The sequence below is a fragment of the Halorubrum sp. T3 genome, from assembly GCF_000296615.1.
In the GTDB taxonomy this organism is placed as follows: domain Archaea; phylum Halobacteriota; class Halobacteria; order Halobacteriales; family Haloferacaceae; genus Halorubrum; species Halorubrum ruber.
Genome location: NZ_JH815330.1, coordinates 594,490 through 611,256, shown reverse-complemented (window position 1 = coordinate 611,256; position 16,767 = coordinate 594,490). Strand labels below are relative to the sequence as shown.

Sequence of the window (16,767 nt, the reverse complement as noted above, 5' to 3'; positions counted from 1 at the left end):
CCGACCCGCAGAGGGACTGCGCATGGGCGCGGGAGTCGACCCGAGCGAGTCCCCCCGTTTTTGTACGGCCGCGGCGTATCGCGGCTCGATGGACACGTGGAAGCGACGAGTCGTGTTGTACACGATATTTCTCGGCGTCGTGCTCACCTTCACCGCCGTCGCTTACCGGTGGGGGATGCGCGTGTACGAGAACGACCCCCGGACCCTGATCGAGTCGGTCCAGTTCGCGATCGAGATGTTCACCACGACGGGGTTCGGCGGCGACTCGTCCTCGTGGCAGAGCCAGCAGATACACGCGTTCGTCGCCGTGATGGACCTCGTCGGGATGATGCTCCTCATCGGCGCGCTCCCCGTCGTCGCGACCCCGCTCCTCGAGTCCGCGTTCTCGACGACCGTCCCCCGATCGCTAGAGGGGGACCTGGAGGGACACGTCGTGGTGTGTTCCGACACGGCGCGCTCCGATGCGCTCTTAGACGAGTTCGAGTCGGAATCGGTTCCGTACGTCGTCGTCGAGCGCGACCCGGACCGGGCGCTGGACCTCTACGAGGCGGGCCACAGGGTGATCCGGGCCGACCCCGAGACGACCGGGGGGCTCGAGCGCGCGGGCCTCGGGTCGGCGCGCGCCCTAGTCACCGACGTCTCCGACCGCGTCGACGCGAGCATCGTCCTCGCGGCGAAGGAGCTCTCGACGGACGTCCGCGCGATAAGCGTCGTCGAGGACCCGAGCCGCGAGCGGTACCACCGCCTCGCCGGCGCGGACGAGGTACTCTCCCCGCGGTCGCTGCTCGGAGAGAGCCTCGCCTCCAAGGTGACGACCGCGGTGCGGACCGACCTCGACTCGGCGGTCGCGGTCGGTGACCTGCGGATCGCGGAGGTGTCGATCCACCACGGGAGCGGCCTCGCCGGCTCGACGCTCGCCGGCAGCCGGATCGGCGAACGCACGGGGGTCGACGTGATCGGCGCGTGGTTCAACGGGTCGTTCGAGGCGGCGCCGCCGCCGAACGCGACGCTGTCCGCGGGGACGGTCCTCCTCGTCTCGGGGACCGAGGGGCAGGTGGAGCGGCTCGTCGACCTGACCAACTCGGCGGCCCGCCGGTTCGGCGCGGGCGAGACCGTCGTCGTCGGGTACGGACAGGTCGGGAAGACCGTCGTGGACGCCCTCGAAGCGGCCGACCTCCCGGTGACCGTCGTCGACCGCGACGGCGGCGAGGCGATCGACGTAGTCGGCGACGCGACCGAGCCGGAGACGCTCCGGGAGGCCGGCGTCGACGACGCGCGCACCGTCGTCCTCGCCCTTCCCGACGACACGACGGCCGAGTTCGCGACGCTCGTGGTCCGCGATCTGGCGCCGAACGTGGAGCTGCTCGCGCGGGTCGAGGACCCGGAGAGCGTGCCGAAGATGCACCGCGCCGGCGCCGACTACGTCCTCTCCCTCTCGACGGTGACCGGGCGGATGTCGGCGTCGGCCGTCCTCGCGGACCGCGACGTGCTCTCGCTGGACACCCACGTCGAGGTCGTCAAGAGCGAGGCGCCCGCGTTGGCCGGCCGTACGGTCGGGCAAGCGGCCGTCCGCGAGACCACCGGCTGTACCGTCATCGCCGTCGAGCGCGGCGACGAGCTCGTCACCGACGTGGGCCCGGAGACCCGGATCGAGCGGGGCGACGGGCTCGTCGTCGCCGGCACCGACGAGGGGGTCCGCGCGTTCGAGCGCGCGTTCGCCTGAGCGGGTTCGCTCTGCGGATTCGCTCTACGAATTCGGCCCGCGCCGCCGGTCCGGGTCGCGGCGCTGATCCCGCTCGCACCGCCGATCCCGCCGGGACGAGTCGAACGCTTCAAGTATTCGCTGGCTGTTCGTACCCGTATGAAAGACCAGGGACGCTCCGCGCGCAAGCGGACCGGCGGCCGACTCAAGCACGCCTCGAACAAGAAGCGCCACCAGCTCGGCCGCGAGCCCGCCGAGACCACGGTCGGCGAGACGCGACTCCAGTACATCGACGCCCGCGGCACGGACAAGAAGGTCCGCGCGCTCTCGACGAACGTCGCGCAGGTCGCCGACGACGGCGAGGTCAGCGAGGCCGAGATCGAGAACGTCGTCGACAACCCCGCGAACGTCAACTACGCCCGCCGGAACATCGTCACCAAGGGCGCCATCATCGAGACGTCCGCCGGCCGCGCGCGCGTCACCTCCCGCCCCGGCCAGACCGGCCAGGTCAGCGCGGTCCTGCTCGACTAAGCGCGACCTTTCTGAAGGTATTTCCCCTCGCACGTCCACCAGCCACGCGTGTACCTCGGCGTCGACGAAGCCGGCAAGGGGCCCGCGCTCGGCCCGATGGTCGCGGCCGCGGTGATCGCCGACCCGGCGAGCCTGCCGGCCGACGTCGGCGACTCGAAGCGGATCGCGCCGGCTCGGCGCGAGGAGATGGCCGCGGCCCTCAGGAGCGACCCCGACGTCGCCGTCGGCGTCGCCCGCGTCGAGCCCGCCGAGATCGACCGCCCGGACACCGACATGAACACGCTCACCGTTCGGGGGCAGGCGCGGGCGGTCCGCGACGCGCTCGCGGACCTCCCCGCGGACGTCGCCGAACCGGTCCGCGTCGTCGCCGACGCGGGCGACACCAGCGAGGAGCGGTTCGCGCGGCGCCTCAGCGAGTTCGTCGAGGGCGACGGCGAGAGCGACCCCCCAGACGGGGGACCGCTCCCGGCGGTCGACGTGACGGCCGCCCACGGCGCCGACGAAGACGATCCAGTCGTGGGCGCTGCGAGCGTCGTCGCCAAGGTGAGCCGCGACCGGCGAATGGCTGCGATAAACGCTGAGTACCCCGAGTACGACGACCTCGGGAGCGGCTACCCGAGCGACCCCGCGACCCGGTCGTTCCTGCGCGAGTACGTCGCCGAGACGGGCGACCTCCCCGACTGCGCCCGCCGTTCGTGGGCGACCTGCGACGACGTTCTCGCGGCCGCCGAGCAGTCCGCGCTCGACGAGTTCTGAGCCGATTCGAAAGGGCGACGGAGGGTCGCCCTCAGAACAGTCCTGCGACGAGCCCGCCGACCGCCCCGACGAACGCCTCCCACACCGAGAAGCCGGTCGCGATCGCCAACACGGTGTCCGCGCCGAAGAAGGCGAACAGCAGCGCGGAGCCGAGGTGAGCGAGGCGCATGTCGACCCGCCCGGCGAACTTGTGGAAAAAGTACGCGTTCGCGAGGCTCACCGGGATGATCGCGAGCATCTCGCCGAACCAGATGGCGGAGGTCGCCCCGTACTGGACCGCTAAGCCGATCGTGACCAGCTGGGTCTTGTCGCCGAACTCGCCGGTCGCGGTGAGCGCGAAGATCGGCAGGAAGCCGCCGAGCGACCCCGAGTACCGATCGAGCCGCCCCGGCAGCGAGAGGTCGTCGAACGCGGCCATCCCGCCGTCCGTGCGCTCCGCCTCGGGGCTCGTCCCGCGGGGCGGGGCGGAGCGGTACAGAAGCACCGCGAAGACGAAGAACAGGACCGCCGTCACGGCGTTGAGCACGAGCGGCGGGAGCGCCGACTGGAGGGCCTGACCGAACGCGATCTCGACGGCGGTCCACCCGGCGAACGCGGACCCCGCGGCGGCGACGACGATCTTCGGGTCGTACTTCGTCGCGAGCCCGGCGATCATCAGCTGTACCTTCTCGCCCGGGAGCACCGCGAGCTGGGCGGCGAACGCGACGACGAGGATTTCGACGTAGCCGGTCATGCGTCGCTTGCCTCCTGGCCGTCTCCGGCGGCGCTCGACTCCGCGGCGCGGCGGACGTACACGCGGTCCGCGACCGCCTCGGGCAGCCCGTGTTCGTCCCCGTCGCTCGTCCGGACGGTGACGAGCCCGAACGAGGCCACGTCGACGACCTCGACGGTCGTTCCCGGGGTGATCCCCGCGTCGACGAGGAACTCCAACACGTCGGGGTCGCGGTCGCTGATGCGGGCGACGGTTCCCCGTTCGCCGGGCGCCAAGGCTGCGACGAGCGCGGTCCCGGCGTCCTCCGGCGTCGACAGGTCCGCCGGGGGAATGGGGTCGCCGTGCGGGTCGGCCGCGGGGTAGTCGAGGACCCGCTCGACGCGTCGCGTGAACTCCTCGCTGACGTGGTGTTCGAGCGCGTCGGCCTCGTCGTGCACCTCGGTCGCCTCGTAGTCCAGCTGCTCGGCGAGGAACGCCTCGATGAGGCGGTGCCGGCGCACGACCTCCAGCGCGGCGACCTCCCCGGCGGGGGTGAGTTCGACGCCTGTGTACTTCTCGCGGGAGAGCAGCCCCCGGTCGGAGAGCGTCTCCACCATGCTCGTCACGGTCGCGGGGGTCTTGTCGAGCGCCTCCGCGACCTGCGAGGTCGAGACGGGCGGCCCCGCCCGCGACTCGATCCGATAGATCGCCTTGAGATAATCTTCGACGGCGTCGGTGGGCATAGACTTTTTTGACTGGTCTAAACTAATAGTTTGTCGGATCATCTGCCGTTTTCTGATAGAGCCCTAGTGCCGCCCCTATCGGGATCACGAACGAGAAAAAGAGCGCGCCGGACGCGAGACAACTGATCGAGCGTCACATATGGCCGGGGAACAGGCGACCGCGGGGTCAGAGCCGGGTCACCTGACCGTCAGCAGGCGGCGCAGGATGTCGCCGTAGGCGGGGCGGGTGATCAGCACGCCGATCAGCACGCCGAGGACGGTGAAGATGGCGAACCCGGAGAGGTCGCCGAGCGACAGCACCATCAGCGGCGACATCGCGATGATGGTCGTGGCCGCGGCCGCGCCGATGACCCAGAACGCCTGCCGGAACCGCGAGTTGAACACCGTCCGGGAGCTCACGTCGCCCTCGCTCATCACCTGGTCGGCGATGATGACGAGGTCGTCGACCCCGGTCCCGACGACCGCGATGAAGCCCGCGATCACCGCGAGCTCCAGCGGGTAGCCGAGCAGCGCCGCGAACCCGAGCAGGGCGTACACCTCCGCCAGCGCGGTGACGATCATCGGCAGGGCGACGCGCGGTTCCCGGTAGCGGAGGAACACCATCCCGGCGACGGCGAACACCGAGAGCACGCCGATGATGAGCGAGTAGGTCCGGAAGTTCTCACCCTGCGAGGCCGAGATGGACGAGGAGGTCCCCTCGCCGCTGATGTCGAGGTCGGCCGGGAGCGCGCCGGCGCGGAGGTTCAGCGAGATGGTCTGCGCCTCGGTGAACTCGCCGGTCGTGAGACGGAAGTTCCCCGTGTCGGCCCACGAGCCGGCCGCCATGCTGCCGGCGAGGCCGGGGTCCATCCCGAAGGAGTTGACGACCTCCCCGTCGACGACGAGCAGGAGACACGGGTTCGAGTTCTCGAGTTCCCCGGTCTCCGAGTTGTACCCGCATCGGTCCGCCTGGGATTGGTACGCGTCGGCGAAGCCGCGCTGCGCCACGGCGTCTTGGAAGGCGTGTGCGGGCGACTGTCCGCCGTCGGCGGTGTTACGCACCGTGACGGGGACGTACGCGCCGGTGCCGCGGTCGCTCTGTGTCGCGGTCCCGATCTCCTCGAAGTCGTCTTGGATCAGCGCCCCCTCCTGAACCGCGGTGCCGTTCCCGTCGGGGTACGCGATGTCGATCCGGACGGTCCCGCGGTCCTCGAGGAGGTCGATCACTTCCTGCCGGCCCTGTCCCGGCACCTCGACGAGGATGAAGTACTCGCCGGTGATCGACTGGACCTGCTGGACGCTCCCGCCGGAGAGGCCCGCCTCGTTGATCTTCCCTTGGATGATCTCCATCGTCGCGTCTCGGGTCTCCTGAGTGACGCCCGAGCGGATCCCGCCGTACTCGTAGCCGGCGGCGTCCATCGCCGCCCGGAACTGGGACTCGGTCACGGACGGCTCCGTGACCTCCACCGCGCTCTCGTCGGGGACGACGCCGACATCCCGCGTCGAGGCGTTGTCCAGCTCGGCCGCGACCGCCTCCGCGACCGCCTCGGGACTCTCACCTCCGAGCGCCACGTCGGTGGCGGTGTACCCCGAGAGCGGCGCTCGGACGCGCGTCCCGCCCGCGAGGTCGAGCCCGTACTGGAGGTTCGTGATCCCCTGTTTGGCCTCGCTCGCGTTCTCGCCGGGCGCCGGCTCCGGGCCGAATCCGGGGCCGAACAGCGCCACCGTCGACCCGAGCACGACGACGACAAGCAGCAGGATCCGCCAGTTCTCCTTGATCGGTTCGAGCATTATCGCGCCACCCCCTCGAACTTGTACCAGCGAAGCAGCGAGACGTTCAGAAGGTACGTGTTCATCAGGTCGGCACAGAGCCCGACCGAGAGGATGATCCCGATGTCACGGAGCAGTCCGACGCCGAACACCGAGGCGACGACCGCCATCACGACCATCGCGGCGATGGAGGTGAGCGTCATCGTCACCCCGGTCCGCATCGCGCGGCTGACCGACTCGTAGAACTCGCCGGTCCGGCGCAGCACGGAGTCGTTCAACAGGATGTCCGAGTCGACGCTGTAGCCGATGATCATCAAAAGCGCCGCGATCGTTCCGAGCGTCATCTCGATGCCGAGGAGGTTCATCGCCGCGACCGGTATCACGAGGTCGGAGAACGCGGACGCGACGACCGCGAGCGAGGGGACGAACGTCCGGAACAGCGCGAACACGAGCACGCTCATCCCGAGGAACGCGAGGGCCACGCCGAACAGCGCGGTCCGCGCGGTGTCGCTCGCGAAGCTCGGCGACACCTGATCGACGGCGGTCGTGGTTAACCCCGCCGCCTCCGCCTGGTCTTGGAGGTCGTTCGCGAGTCCCTCCGGGTCGTCTTCGGCCGCCTGGAACGTGACGACGACGACGTCGTCGCCCGGGATCGTCCGGACCGAGTCGGGCTGGCGGTCGAAGGCCGTCTGAATCTGCTGTTCGACGTCGCCGTTCGCCTCGTCCGCGACTCGCAGCTCGACGCCGCCGGTGAACTCCAGTCCGAGGTTCGCCGGCGCACCGGTGGCCACGAACCAGCCGCCGATGATCGCCAGCGCGAGGACCAGGAACGCGAGCGGCACCGCCGCGAGCTGCCGGTTCGAGTAGTCGGTGTAGTTGACCTCCGGCACCTCGATCGCTACCATAAATACCGCTTCCTCCGCGGGCGCGAATAAGCCTTCTTATCTCCGAGGGTACGGCGACGACGGCGCTCCGGTCGGCCGCGCTACGGAAGGTACCGCACGGCGACGACGCCCGGCTCCGACCGGACCTCGACGCGGTTCACGCCGAGCCGGGCCGCACGCGAGAGCGTCCCCTCGCGATCGTCTATCACGTCGGCGACCGCCGCTTCCGTCTCCGACTCCGGCGGCGTCAACACGTGGACTTCGCCGACGCCCGCGCGCTCCTCCCGGGAGAGCTCTCCCGTCTCGGTCTCCGCGGCGAGCTCGCGCTCGTGGACGGTCGGCGGCTCCGGGCTCTCCTCGATCGACAGCGACCGGCGCTCCGCGACCTCGATCACCTGATAGGTGACCTCCATCGGCGGATCGGGGGCGACGGTCGCCTCGACGGCGTCGTCGACGTCGAGACCGGGGTTCGAGCTCAGCGTGTGCACCTGCCCGTCGTGGACGTCCTTCAGCACGGCCGAGTCGCTCTCGACGTGCGTGACGAGGAACGTGCTCTCCTTCTCGTCGGTCATTGCGTCCGGGTAGTCGCTCGGCCGACTTCCGGCTTTCGAGCCGTCGGCGGTGACTCGCGTCTACGTCGCCACGTCGTTGACGTCCGCGTCGTCGTCCGACCCGCCGCGGAGCCGGAAGTGCGTCGCGAAGACGGCGAGCGCGGCCGCGACGGGCGGGACGAACCCGGCTAACTGCGGAAGCGCGTACAGCGCCCCGATCACGGCGGAGTCGGTCGGGTCCCGGAGGCCTTCGGGCGCCGAGATGACCATCCCGAGGTATAGGGAGAGCAGGAACAGGAAGCCGGCGACCCCCATCCACCGGTCGTACGTGTCCGCGACGCGGTCGCCGCGGCGGTGGCGGCGGGCGACGAACAGGATCGGCGCGAGCAGCGGGCCGACGGCGCCGAGCCCGGCGACCACGAACAGCGACCGCGAGAAGAGGAACGTCCCCCCCTGCGCTGAGACGGTCTCGCCCATCCAGACGACGAGGGCGAGCGTGACGATGAGCGCGACGAACGCGGCCGCCAGCGCGCCGAGCGCGGCGTACGCGCGCATCGTCAGCGACTCGGTCGCGCGGAACGCGTAGGGAATCGCGCCGAACACCCCGCGGTAACTCTCTGCCATTACACGCGGTAGGCGCGTCGGCGGATTAAATCCCTCGTCGGCGGGAAGCCATTTATAGGCGCGACCGGATCCTCCCTACGTGGGTCTCTACGACGCCTACCTCGCGACGCGCCACCGCCTCCACGACGCCGAGCCCCCGGCACACGTCGCCTTGGTGGTCACCGAGCGCGACCTCCTCGCCGATGGCGCGTTCGACACGCTCTCGTCGGCGATCGGCTGGGCGTTCGAGTACGGCGCAGAGCGCGTCACCGTCTCCGTCTCCGTCCTCGACCGCGCGGTCGCCCCGACGCTCGTTCGTGAGTTACGGCGGCTCGACACACCGACGGAGACCGTGGTCCGCGGTCCGGAAGTCGACGGGGGGCCGGAGCAGGGGAGCCCGGACGCGGCGACGGAGGCCGGCACTGCCGCTGACGCCGACGCCCCGGTCCGGATTCTGGTCGGCCTCGGCGGCAAGGCGGAGTTCGCCGGCGCGGTCCGCGAGCTCGCGAGCGACGTCGCGGCCGGCGAGATCACGCCCGAGGCCATCGACGAGACCGACGTCGCGGAGCGGCTGCTGTTCCCCGAAGAGCCCGACTTAGTCATCAAGACCGGCGCCGAGCGGCTCTCCGACTTCGCCATCTGGCAGTCGGTGTACGCCGAACTCTACTTCACCGACGTGAACTGGCGTGACTTCCGCAGGCGGGAGTACCTCCGCGCGGTCTTAGACTTCCAGGACCGACAGCGCCGGTTCGGTAGGTAGCGAGCGCCGTTCGGCACCCCAGAAGACCGCCTACCAGACGAACGCGAAGAGCGCGGTGAACGTCACCAGCGCGCCCACGGTCGAGAGGATCGGCACGATGTTCTGCATCAACACGACGCGCGCGCTCGTGCCCGGGTTGAACAGGTCCGAGGCCGAGGGGATGTCGCTCGCGTCCCCCTCGCCGATCTCCGGCATCTCGTCGGCCGTCAGCGCGCCGACGGAGACCGTCGGCTCCTTCTCGCCTTTGATCCCCTGTCGTACCGTCACCGTGCGCGTTGCGCGCCCCCAGCCCAGCCCGACGATCGACATCGTCGCGATGATCACGAACGAGGCGGGGATGCCGACCGCCGAGAGGCTGATGACGATTCCCGAGGAGACGACCGCGACGACGATGGCGGCCGTCAGCGGGAGGTCGGTGATGTCGTTGCCGAGCGTGTCGAGCGTTCGCCGAGCGATGGTGAACGCGCCGACCGCGACCGCCGCGCTCCCGAGGAGGATCATCGGCGTCATCTCCACGCCATCGAGCGCGACGAGCGGCGCGATGGCGTTCGCGATGTTCGACGTCCCGGAGGAGAACGCCATCAGGCAGCCGATGGAGATGACGACGATTCCGCCCGTCAGCTCGCGCCGCGTCGTGTTCGGGCCGAGGACCGGCCGCGGGATCAGCCCGGAGCGGTCGAACTCGAACAGCGCCCCGTCGGTGCTCTCGATCGCCACCCAGCGGTCGATCGCCGAGTAGAAGTAGCGACCCACGACGCCGGACACCCAGAACCCGATGATCGGCGCGACGAGCCACCAGATCGCGATCTCGCCCATCACCGCCCAGTCGAGGGTGTTCGTCGCGATCCCCAGCCCGGCGATGGAGCCGACCGCCGTCATCGACGTCGACGCCGGCACGCCGGCGAAGTTGCCGACGAACAGCGCCCCGCCGATGAAGAAGAGCACGATGATGCTCGTCTCCAGCGTGAACACGTTCGCGCCGGTGACGAGGTCCTCGCCCAGCGTCGTCACCACGCGCTGGCCCAGCGTCCCCGCGCCGACGAAGAAGAACACCGACATCAGCGCCGCCGCGCCCGCCTTCGATATCACGTCCGCGCCGACGGCCGGTCCGAACGCCGGCCCCGTCGTCGCCCCGCCGATGTTGTATCCGACGAACGCCGCCACCGCGACGCCGACGAGAAGAAGAAGCTCAACCATATACGCGAACAGAGGACACACGCGCTGTTAAACGGACGGGGTCTGTCGCCGTCGGCTCAGCACACGCGGCGCTCGCGGAGCGGTCACGAGCGAGAGGGACGCGAACGCGGACGGTATTTAAATGACGATGCGAGCAGTTCTGAGTTGTTTATAAATGAACGGGGCGGTGGCGCGTGCCTCCAAGTGGCCGCCGAAGGCGGCCGCGAGGAGCACGCGCGAGGGAGTCGCTGGCGGCCGGAGCGCAGCGAAGGCCGCCAGCGACGAGGCTGGGGAGGCGTGAGGCGCGGTTGCGGTGCGGGGCGGGACTCAAAGGGGCAGTCGCGAGGCGGGCGCAGACGACGCAAGCACCGCAACGAGGGAGCGGTAGCGACCGAGTGCGGAGCGCAGCGAGTGTGCGTCCGCCTCGCGGCTGGGGCTTTGGCGGTGTTCACCGCCGATTCACAGTCAGTCCTCTACGGCCGAGCAGCTGGGACTTTGGGAGAGTTCGCAGCGGAGACGGCTGAAAGGAGTGCACCGGCCGAGATTTGAACTAGGGAAAGACGGTCCTGCTCGCTCACTCCGTTCGCTGCGCGGGCTGCGTCTTTCTGAGTTCAAATCCCGCGGTGATTTCTCTCACTGCGTTCGAGAAATGCACCGGCCGAGATTTGAACTCGGGTTGCAACCATGGCAAGGTTGCGTGATACCACTACACTACCGGTGCGTGCTTCGCATCTCGCAGTTGGTCGGAGACTCACTTAAACCTGTCACATCGGGACTGCGGTGCGTCGTTGTCCTCGTCGCCGCTTCGTCGCTCACTCTCCCCGCAGTCGCGCGATCTCGTCCGCGTGCGCGTCGTGAAGATCGGCGAACGTGGCGGCCTCCGCATCTTCCTGCGTCCCGCTCTCACGCCGGTCACGCATCCGGCGCTTGATCGCCGCGAGCGCGTCGGACTCGCCAGCCGCGATCTCGTCGGCCACCGAGCGCGGGTCGTCGACGACGCGCGAGACGAGCCCGGTCCGCAGCGCGGCGTCCGCGTCGAGGACCCGCCCCGAGAGCGCGAAGTCGAGCGCGTCACCCTCGCTCATGACGCGCGGGAGCCTGACGGTCCCGCCCCAGGCGCCGAACAGCCCCAAGGAGACGCCGGGCTCGGCCAGCGTCGCCCGCGGGGTCGCAACTCGAACGTCGGCCGCCAGCGCCAACTCCACTCCACCACCATGGGCGGCGCCGTCGATCCCGCAGACGACGACCGACGGCGATTCCTCGATGGCGGCGGCGACGCGTTGCCCTCGCCGCGCGAACGATTCCGGATCGTCGAGCGCGGCGACCGCGTCGAGGTCGGCGCCGGCACAGAAGGCGTCGCCCGCGCCGCGCAGGAGCGTCACCGGCGGGCCTTCCTCGGCTTCCGGCTCCGCGAACGCCTCGCGCAGGGCGGTCAGGTCCGCGGGCCGAAGCGCGTTGCGCGCCTCCGGGCGGTCGAGCGTGACGACGCGCACGTCGCCGTCGGTTCGGGTCCGGATCACGGTACCGGATCCCGTTCGTTTCCAAAGGTCTTTGCCCTTCGCTCGTCTACCGAACGGCAATGGACGATGCCGCGCGAGCGCGTGACGCCGCGCGCGATGCGCTCGCGGACGTCGAACCCGAACAGCTCCGCGAGGCCCTTGACGGTCGGCTCCTCGACGCGGCGGTGACCCCCGGCGTGCTGGCGCTGGTCACCGCTCGCGCGCTGGAGCCCGACGTCGACCTCGGCGACGTGGCCGACCGCGCCGCGGGCGTGCAGCTCATCTACGAAGGGTTGCGACTCACCCGCACGGTGGCCCGCGAGGAGCCGTGGGTGACGGCGGCGACCGCCGCGGCCGACATCGACGCCGACATGGATATCCTCGCCGCCGACGTGCTCGTCTCCCGCGGCTTCTCGCTTTTAGCCTGTACCGACGCCGCCCGCCCCGCGGTCGACGTGGTGCGTTCGTTCGGCCGCGACCAGACGCTGCGCGACCGCGAGGGCACGGACGCCGAGACGGCGGCCGGACTCGACCGCAACCTGGAGGTGGACGCCCTCGAGCTCGCCGTCGTCGCCGGCACCACCGCCGTCGGCGGCGACCCGCCCGAGGAGCTGCTCGAATACGCCCGCGACCTCGCCGCCGACTGCGACGGCGAGTTCCCGCCCGCGGGCCGGGCGCTGCCGGACGCGACCGCCGACCGCATCGCCGACATCTCGGAGCGGGCCGTCAGCGCGACGGACCGCTGACCGGCGGACGACGAGGCGGAGTCGATCCCCCGACGCCGCGCCCACGAATCGAAACCCCTAAAGTCGAATCCGGTCAACGACTGGTTGCGTGCCTGGGTAGCTTAGCGGTAAAGCGCGTCCTTGGTAAGGACGAGACCGGGGGTTCAAATCCCCCCTCAGGCTCTTTCCTCCGTACACTCCTTGTACGCACACTTTTCCGGCTACACTCGTCTGAACGAAACCCGTTCAAGATTCGCGTCTCTCGCTAAACAGGGCATCCCTCGCCGTAATGCGATTCGTCAAACTATCAGGACACACAAACTAATTCACAGACAGCGGCGGATTAGACCCGAAATCGACCGGGGGCGCATCCCCTCAAGGGACACCCCAGATTTCGCTAATCAACGCTCACAGGACGGCCGATGAACCGTAGTCAGTAATATGACAGAACACCCCTCGATGCGGCGAGATACGGGTGGAGGTTCAGCGGATTTGGCCCCGGTCGTTGTCGGTCGTGAGCCATATCATCGAGGGGGGCTGTTTCTTCTGCCCCTCGATGTGGTGAGAAGTTTCGGTCAGTACAGGTCAAGTACGTATCGTTTAATGTGGAATATATTCATCAACTGATATTCATTTTCTATTTGGTTACCATAGTGGGGTATGCCCTATGATTCCCGACCATCAAGGAAGTCGTTGACGAGTAGAGGAACAAATATCCCGACTACAAAGAGAACTGCAGTTTTAACCCATGATGGGTACTCAGTGAAGCCTACGAGGGCTAAGAATATGACGAGGGCTGACGCTCCAAATACGTAGAATACCTTATTCTCACGGGCAACCATGCTCAGAGGGATGCTTCTGAGGTATATAGTTCCACCCATTGAGTGAACCTTCTTCGGTCGATACGCACGCTCTACTATCCAGCTGGTTCACCTCAGCATTTCTGAAACGAACGGGGTACTCCCCACTCGATGAAGTGGGCAACACGTATGAACCACACAACACCCCTCACAATTATGATGTGTCGAGTAGGGCAACACTCACCCGAACACGTTTGTTGTTTTCCGGTGTCCACAGACGGCATACGGGGCTGAATACCCAATTCTTTTATAAGTAGCGTTGCTAATAGAGAGATAAGAAGCACGCAAAGTGGGCGTTTGCGGCAAAGGTAGCCGCTTTCAGGGCCGAAGGCCTCCTCGGTAAAGCAAGTCCTTGGTAAGGACGAGACCGGGGGTTCAAATCCCCCCTCAGGCTCTTTCCTCCGTACACTCCTTGTACGCACACTTTTATCGATACACTCGTCTGAACGAAACCCGTTCGAGATTCGCGTCTCTCGCTAAACAGGGCATCCCTCGCCGTAATGCGATTCGGTGAAGTGTCAGGACACACAAACTGATTCACAGACAGCGGCGGATTAGACCCAAAATTGACCGGGGGTGCGTCCCCTCAATCGACACCCCGGATTTCACTAATCCACACTCACGGGATGGACGATGAACCGTAGTCAGGAATGTGATAGAACTGCTCCTCGATGCGGCTATCCACGTCGGTTACGCGGTGAGTGAGCCTCCGCCGAAACGACTATCGGTAAGACCAGCGTATTACGTTTATATGTCCGAAGCAACCACAAACGACGACGGCGGCGACGACATCGCCACGGTCAACTTCAAACTCACCGAGTCGTTCCTCGAACAGATAGACGATACGTGGCAGGGACGCGGGTTCAACAGCCGGAGCGAGTTCATCCGGTACACGCTTCGGGACGCCGTCGAGTTCCCGACGTTCGACCGCGACGAACTCGTCGCCCTGCTCGAAGCCGAAGAAGACATCCGCGAGGGACGAACGACGAGCGCCGAGGAAGCCCGCGAGCGGTTCGACACGGATGAATGACAACGGGAGGGCGTGGGAACTCTCCGCGACGGCCGAAGACGACCTCGACGGACTCCCTCCTGCCGATCAAAAACAAATTCTCGATAAGCTCGACGAGATCGTCGACTCACCGTGGCGCGACCCGCCCGACTACGGTGAACCGCTCCGGAACAGTCCGTACAAGAAAATCCGATCGGGGAGTTCCGGCTCTCCGTGAGCTTCCGGCAGGACGACGAGCGGCTCGTCGTTGCACGTATCAAGCGTCGGGGCGGCGCGTACACCGCTAACGACGATTAAGTAACATGATCCTCTCCGAACTACTATATTCCTTCATATCCAGTGTGATCGCATGGACGACGGAAGCCCACCGGAAGCGTTCGAGGACGTCAACGAGGCGGTCGGCGCCGACTGGGAGGCCGAAACGACGCCGTACGAACGCGTCCGGCGCGTCATCGAGCACGCGTACGACCCCGTCTCGGCCGAGACGGTCGCGGAGGAGGCGCGGACCGCGCCGAAAACCGCCCGCAAACACCTGAACGCGCTCGCGACGGAGGGGTTCGTCGAGACGGAGAACGGCGACCACGGCGGGACGCTGTACCGCCGCTCGCCGGAGTCGCTGGTCGTCGAGCAGGCCGCGGAGATCCTCGAACGCGTCTCCACCGACGACCTCGTCGCTCGGATCCGAGAGATGCGGACGCGGCTCGGCGAGTTCCAGTCGGAGTACGGCGTCGAATCGCCCGAGGAACTGACCGTCGACCAGACGAACCACGCGCTCGCGGCGTCCGAGTCCGAGTCAGATGACCCCGATCCGGAGAGGATTCGCGAGTGGAAGACGCTCCGGCGGAACCTCGCGTTCGCGAACGCGGCCCTCGCAGTCGGCAACGCGGAGCGGTTCGTCGACGACGACCGTCGCTCCGGCGACGACGGCGTTCCCGTGTGATCGATGCCGGAGCCACAACATGAGGCCCACGCCCTCCGCGGGGCGACCGACCGCCCGGCGCTGCTCGCGATCCGCGACACCGTCGAGGAGATGGAGCCGCTCGCCACGGCCCGCCTCGACGACTATATCAATCCGTCCGCGCTCGAAGTCGAACTCGCGGACGGACTCCGCGACGCCGACGAGGCCCGCCTCGACGTCACGTGGACGACGCGAGGCGATTACAAGTACCACTACACGGATCCCACGGGCGTGAACCTCCGGTGGGGAAACCATCCCCACGACGGCGACTACGTTCACGCCACCGGGCCGGAGCACTACCATCCGCCTCCGGACGCGAGTTCGGACCCCGACGAGGTCGAGGCGTCCTGTATCACGCAGTCTCCCGAGGAGCTGGTCACCCGCGCCGTCTGTAAACTGTGGCGGGTCGCCTATCACGCGGACTCGTACGCGCCGCTCAACGCCGTGAGCAACCCGCCCTGAACCGGCGCCGGTAAGCGATCGAATCTCCCCGCGGTAGGCGCTTTTTTATTTCCCACTCTCCGACTGACACGACACATGGGCAAACACGAGCGCGGCTGGGTCGAGGCCACGGAGAAGCTGACGGCGCAGCTCGCGAACGGCACGGCACCCGACCCCGACCTCGAAGAACAGGGGGAACCCGACCTCGCGAAGGCCCTCGCGGAGCGCATCCGGGCCGACTTCCCGGACCGGACCGCGGTGCGACACGCCGGCAACTCCTACGACTCGCTGGGCGACCTGATCGTCGACGCCGCCGACGGCGAGACGTTCCTCGAAGCGAAGTTCGTCGCGAGCGGGGGCACGCGGGCGAACCTCGGACAGGACACCCTGACGCAGTTCGGACTCTTCGAAGACGCCACCGCGTGGAGCGACTTCCGCGAGGAGATCGGGTTCCCCGAGGACCGCGAGGCCCTCCTCCGGCGGTTCGACGACTACCCGGACGACGTCCGCGACTGGTCGTACAAGTCGGCGGTGTACGACCGCGCGAAACACCTCAAAAACGTCCTCGACGTGTCGCGGGGCCAGAAAACGGGGTCGCGGGCGGATGAGGTCCTCGCGGACCCAGATTCGACGGAGAGGCAGCGCGAGGCGGCGCGGATCGTCAACGCGATTCTCGAACTCGACCGCGAGGAGAAGTTCGCGTACTTCGATCACCTCCGCGAGGCCGAGCAGAACCCGCGCAACGTCGAGACGTTCGCGCACCTGATCATCTGTGGCTACCACACCGCCGACGCGCTGGAGGAACACTTCGACGACGACCTCGACGAGATCAAGCGGCTCCTCGAAACCGACTCCTACCGCCTCTACGAGGTGAACAAGAACAGCGGGGCGGTGACGGTCGAGAACCCCTCGGAGCTGCTCGCCGGCTTCGAGTGGGCGGACACGCGCGTCGAGATCCCGGAGGACGGGACCTCCGTGAGCGTGGTGACGGGACCGCCCGAGAATCGGCGGCGCGTGCTGAACATCGCGTACAACTGGAAGAACAAGTTCCAGGGGATCCAGACGCCGTCGATGAACGTCTTCGTCCCCGAGGCCTGAGTCGAGGGGACCGCCGCGCCGCTCCGGCTCG

At 68.0% G+C, this 16,767-nt stretch carries 18 protein-coding genes, 2 tRNA genes and 1 pseudogene; 11 read left to right on the top strand and 10 right to left on the bottom strand.

The features are described 5' to 3' along the window. The first annotated feature begins 88 nt into the window (after nucleotides 1–88). The 3 genes from B378_RS0112135 to rnhB all read left to right on the top strand — a co-directional run bounded on the left by B378_RS0112135 (nucleotide 89) and on the right by rnhB (nucleotide 2,989). Nucleotides 89–1,723 (top strand): TrkA family potassium uptake protein, encoded by a 1,635-nt coding sequence (locus B378_RS0112135; protein WP_017344049.1) that lies wholly within the window; start codon nucleotides 89–91, stop codon nucleotides 1,721–1,723. A gap of 138 nt (nucleotides 1,724–1,861) precedes the next feature. Further along, nucleotides 1,862–2,233: a 30S ribosomal protein S8e gene (locus tag B378_RS0112130; RefSeq protein WP_017344048.1), complete on the top strand. Its 372-nt coding sequence runs from the start codon at nucleotides 1,862–1,864 to the stop codon at nucleotides 2,231–2,233. Nucleotides 2,234–2,281: 48 nt separating this feature from the next. Next, nucleotides 2,282–2,989, top strand: a complete 708-nt coding sequence (gene rnhB, locus B378_RS0112125) for a ribonuclease HII (RefSeq protein WP_017344047.1) — start codon at nucleotides 2,282–2,284, stop codon at nucleotides 2,987–2,989. 31 nt (nucleotides 2,990–3,020) lie between these two features. Here the strand turns inward: rnhB and B378_RS0112120 are convergent, their stop codons facing one another. The 6 genes from B378_RS0112120 to B378_RS0112095 form a co-directional block, all read right to left on the bottom strand. Continuing rightward, nucleotides 3,021–3,722, bottom strand: coding sequence for a TMEM165/GDT1 family protein (locus B378_RS0112120; RefSeq protein ID WP_017344046.1), 702 nt, complete (start codon nucleotides 3,720–3,722; stop codon nucleotides 3,021–3,023). Next, nucleotides 3,719–4,423, bottom strand: coding sequence for a metal-dependent transcriptional regulator (locus tag B378_RS0112115; protein ID WP_017344045.1), 705 nt, complete (start codon nucleotides 4,421–4,423; stop codon nucleotides 3,719–3,721). The genes B378_RS0112120 and B378_RS0112115 overlap by 4 nt, the downstream gene beginning before the upstream one ends. 177 nt (nucleotides 4,424–4,600) lie before the next feature. Next, nucleotides 4,601–6,193, bottom strand: coding sequence for a preprotein translocase subunit SecD (locus B378_RS0112110; RefSeq protein WP_017344044.1), 1,593 nt, complete (start codon nucleotides 6,191–6,193; stop codon nucleotides 4,601–4,603). Then, the gene (gene secF, locus B378_RS0112105) at nucleotides 6,193–7,077 is read right to left on the bottom strand and encodes a protein translocase subunit SecF (RefSeq protein WP_017344043.1); all 885 of its coding nucleotides are present in this window, start codon (nucleotides 7,075–7,077) and stop codon (nucleotides 6,193–6,195) included. The genes B378_RS0112110 and secF overlap by 1 nt, the downstream gene beginning before the upstream one ends. Nucleotides 7,078–7,157: 80 nt before the next feature. Then, nucleotides 7,158–7,628: a DUF5812 family protein gene (locus tag B378_RS0112100; RefSeq protein ID WP_017344042.1), complete on the bottom strand. Its 471-nt coding sequence runs from the start codon at nucleotides 7,626–7,628 to the stop codon at nucleotides 7,158–7,160. Nucleotides 7,629–7,688: 60 nt separating this feature from the next. Continuing rightward, on the bottom strand, nucleotides 7,689–8,231 hold the full coding sequence (locus tag B378_RS0112095) for a hypothetical protein (protein WP_017344041.1): 543 nt from the start codon (nucleotides 8,229–8,231) through the stop codon (nucleotides 7,689–7,691). A gap of 79 nt (nucleotides 8,232–8,310) precedes the next feature. Here B378_RS0112095 and B378_RS0112090 point away from each other — a divergent pair, with 79 nt between their 5' ends. Next, the gene (locus B378_RS0112090; RefSeq protein WP_017344040.1) at nucleotides 8,311–8,970 is read left to right on the top strand and encodes an undecaprenyl diphosphate synthase family protein; all 660 of its coding nucleotides are present in this window, start codon (nucleotides 8,311–8,313) and stop codon (nucleotides 8,968–8,970) included. Between the two features lie 30 nt (nucleotides 8,971–9,000). On the opposite strand, the gene B378_RS0112085 is transcribed toward B378_RS0112090, so the two are convergent. The 3 genes from B378_RS0112085 to B378_RS0112070 all read right to left on the bottom strand — a co-directional run bounded on the left by B378_RS0112085 (nucleotide 9,001) and on the right by B378_RS0112070 (nucleotide 11,666). Then, nucleotides 9,001–10,167, bottom strand: coding sequence for an inorganic phosphate transporter (locus tag B378_RS0112085; RefSeq protein WP_017344039.1), 1,167 nt, complete (start codon nucleotides 10,165–10,167; stop codon nucleotides 9,001–9,003). 629 nt (nucleotides 10,168–10,796) lie between these two features. Then, nucleotides 10,797–10,867 (bottom strand) — tRNA-Gly (locus tag B378_RS0112075). A gap of 91 nt (nucleotides 10,868–10,958) precedes the next feature. Next, the gene (locus B378_RS0112070) at nucleotides 10,959–11,666 is read right to left on the bottom strand and encodes an enoyl-CoA hydratase/isomerase family protein (RefSeq protein WP_017344037.1); all 708 of its coding nucleotides are present in this window, start codon (nucleotides 11,664–11,666) and stop codon (nucleotides 10,959–10,961) included. A gap of 59 nt (nucleotides 11,667–11,725) precedes the next feature. Between B378_RS0112070 and B378_RS0112065 the strand changes: the two genes are divergently transcribed. Next, nucleotides 11,726–12,391: a hypothetical protein gene (locus B378_RS0112065; protein WP_017344036.1), complete on the top strand. Its 666-nt coding sequence runs from the start codon at nucleotides 11,726–11,728 to the stop codon at nucleotides 12,389–12,391. Nucleotides 12,392–12,481: 90 nt separating this feature from the next. After that, nucleotides 12,482–12,553 (top strand) — tRNA-Thr (locus B378_RS0112060). A gap of 482 nt (nucleotides 12,554–13,035) precedes the next feature. Here B378_RS0112060 and B378_RS16830 read toward each other — a convergent pair. Continuing rightward, on the bottom strand, nucleotides 13,036–13,212 hold the full coding sequence (locus B378_RS16830; protein ID WP_155118215.1) for a hypothetical protein: 177 nt from the start codon (nucleotides 13,210–13,212) through the stop codon (nucleotides 13,036–13,038). Between the two features lie 769 nt (nucleotides 13,213–13,981). Here B378_RS16830 and B378_RS0112050 point away from each other — a divergent pair. The 5 genes and pseudogenes from B378_RS0112050 to B378_RS0112035 all read left to right on the top strand — a co-directional run bounded on the left by B378_RS0112050 (nucleotide 13,982) and on the right by B378_RS0112035 (nucleotide 16,736). After that, on the top strand, nucleotides 13,982–14,260 hold the full coding sequence (locus B378_RS0112050; protein ID WP_017344035.1) for a ribbon-helix-helix domain-containing protein: 279 nt from the start codon (nucleotides 13,982–13,984) through the stop codon (nucleotides 14,258–14,260). After that, a pseudogene (locus B378_RS17490) lies at nucleotides 14,253–14,536 on the top strand (type II toxin-antitoxin system RelE/ParE family toxin). The gene B378_RS0112050 and the pseudogene B378_RS17490 overlap by 8 nt, the downstream one beginning before the upstream one ends. 52 nt (nucleotides 14,537–14,588) lie before the next feature. Next, entirely contained in the window at nucleotides 14,589–15,179 is a 591-nt protein-coding gene (locus B378_RS0112045; protein ID WP_017344034.1) for an Rrf2 family transcriptional regulator, read from the top strand. A gap of 3 nt (nucleotides 15,180–15,182) precedes the next feature. Next, nucleotides 15,183–15,659, top strand: a complete 477-nt coding sequence (locus B378_RS0112040) for a DUF6516 family protein (RefSeq protein ID WP_017344033.1) — start codon at nucleotides 15,183–15,185, stop codon at nucleotides 15,657–15,659. Nucleotides 15,660–15,734: 75 nt separating this feature from the next. After that, nucleotides 15,735–16,736, top strand: a complete 1,002-nt coding sequence (locus B378_RS0112035; protein WP_017344032.1) for a hypothetical protein — start codon at nucleotides 15,735–15,737, stop codon at nucleotides 16,734–16,736. The last annotated feature ends 31 nt before the right edge of the window (nucleotides 16,737–16,767 follow it).

Excerpts from the sequence above, each read along its gene's own strand:
- B378_RS0112135 (WP_017344049.1), top strand. The coding sequence starts at position 89 with ATGGACACGTGGAAGCGACGAGTCGTGTTGTACACGATATTTCTCGGC.
- B378_RS0112130 (WP_017344048.1), top strand. The coding sequence starts at position 1,862 with ATGAAAGACCAGGGACGCTCCGCGCGCAAGCGGACCGGCGGCCGACTC.
- B378_RS0112120 (WP_017344046.1), bottom strand. The coding sequence starts at position 3,722 with ATGACCGGCTACGTCGAAATCCTCGTCGTCGCGTTCGCCGCCCAGCTC.
- B378_RS0112115 (WP_017344045.1), bottom strand. The coding sequence starts at position 4,423 with ATGCCCACCGACGCCGTCGAAGATTATCTCAAGGCGATCTATCGGATC.
- B378_RS0112110 (WP_017344044.1), bottom strand. The coding sequence starts at position 6,193 with ATGCTCGAACCGATCAAGGAGAACTGGCGGATCCTGCTGCTTGTCGTC.
- secF (WP_017344043.1), bottom strand. The coding sequence starts at position 7,077 with ATGGTAGCGATCGAGGTGCCGGAGGTCAACTACACCGACTACTCGAAC.
- B378_RS0112100 (WP_017344042.1), bottom strand. The coding sequence starts at position 7,628 with ATGACCGACGAGAAGGAGAGCACGTTCCTCGTCACGCACGTCGAGAGC.
- B378_RS0112095 (WP_017344041.1), bottom strand. The coding sequence starts at position 8,231 with ATGGCAGAGAGTTACCGCGGGGTGTTCGGCGCGATTCCCTACGCGTTC.
- B378_RS0112085 (WP_017344039.1), bottom strand. The coding sequence starts at position 10,167 with ATGGTTGAGCTTCTTCTTCTCGTCGGCGTCGCGGTGGCGGCGTTCGTC.
- B378_RS0112065 (WP_017344036.1), top strand. The coding sequence starts at position 11,726 with ATGGACGATGCCGCGCGAGCGCGTGACGCCGCGCGCGATGCGCTCGCG.
- B378_RS16830 (WP_155118215.1), bottom strand. The coding sequence starts at position 13,212 with ATGGTTGCCCGTGAGAATAAGGTATTCTACGTATTTGGAGCGTCAGCC.
- B378_RS0112050 (WP_017344035.1), top strand. The coding sequence starts at position 13,982 with ATGTCCGAAGCAACCACAAACGACGACGGCGGCGACGACATCGCCACG.
- B378_RS0112045 (WP_017344034.1), top strand. The coding sequence starts at position 14,589 with ATGGACGACGGAAGCCCACCGGAAGCGTTCGAGGACGTCAACGAGGCG.
- B378_RS0112040 (WP_017344033.1), top strand. The coding sequence starts at position 15,183 with ATGCCGGAGCCACAACATGAGGCCCACGCCCTCCGCGGGGCGACCGAC.
- B378_RS0112035 (WP_017344032.1), top strand. The coding sequence starts at position 15,735 with ATGGGCAAACACGAGCGCGGCTGGGTCGAGGCCACGGAGAAGCTGACG.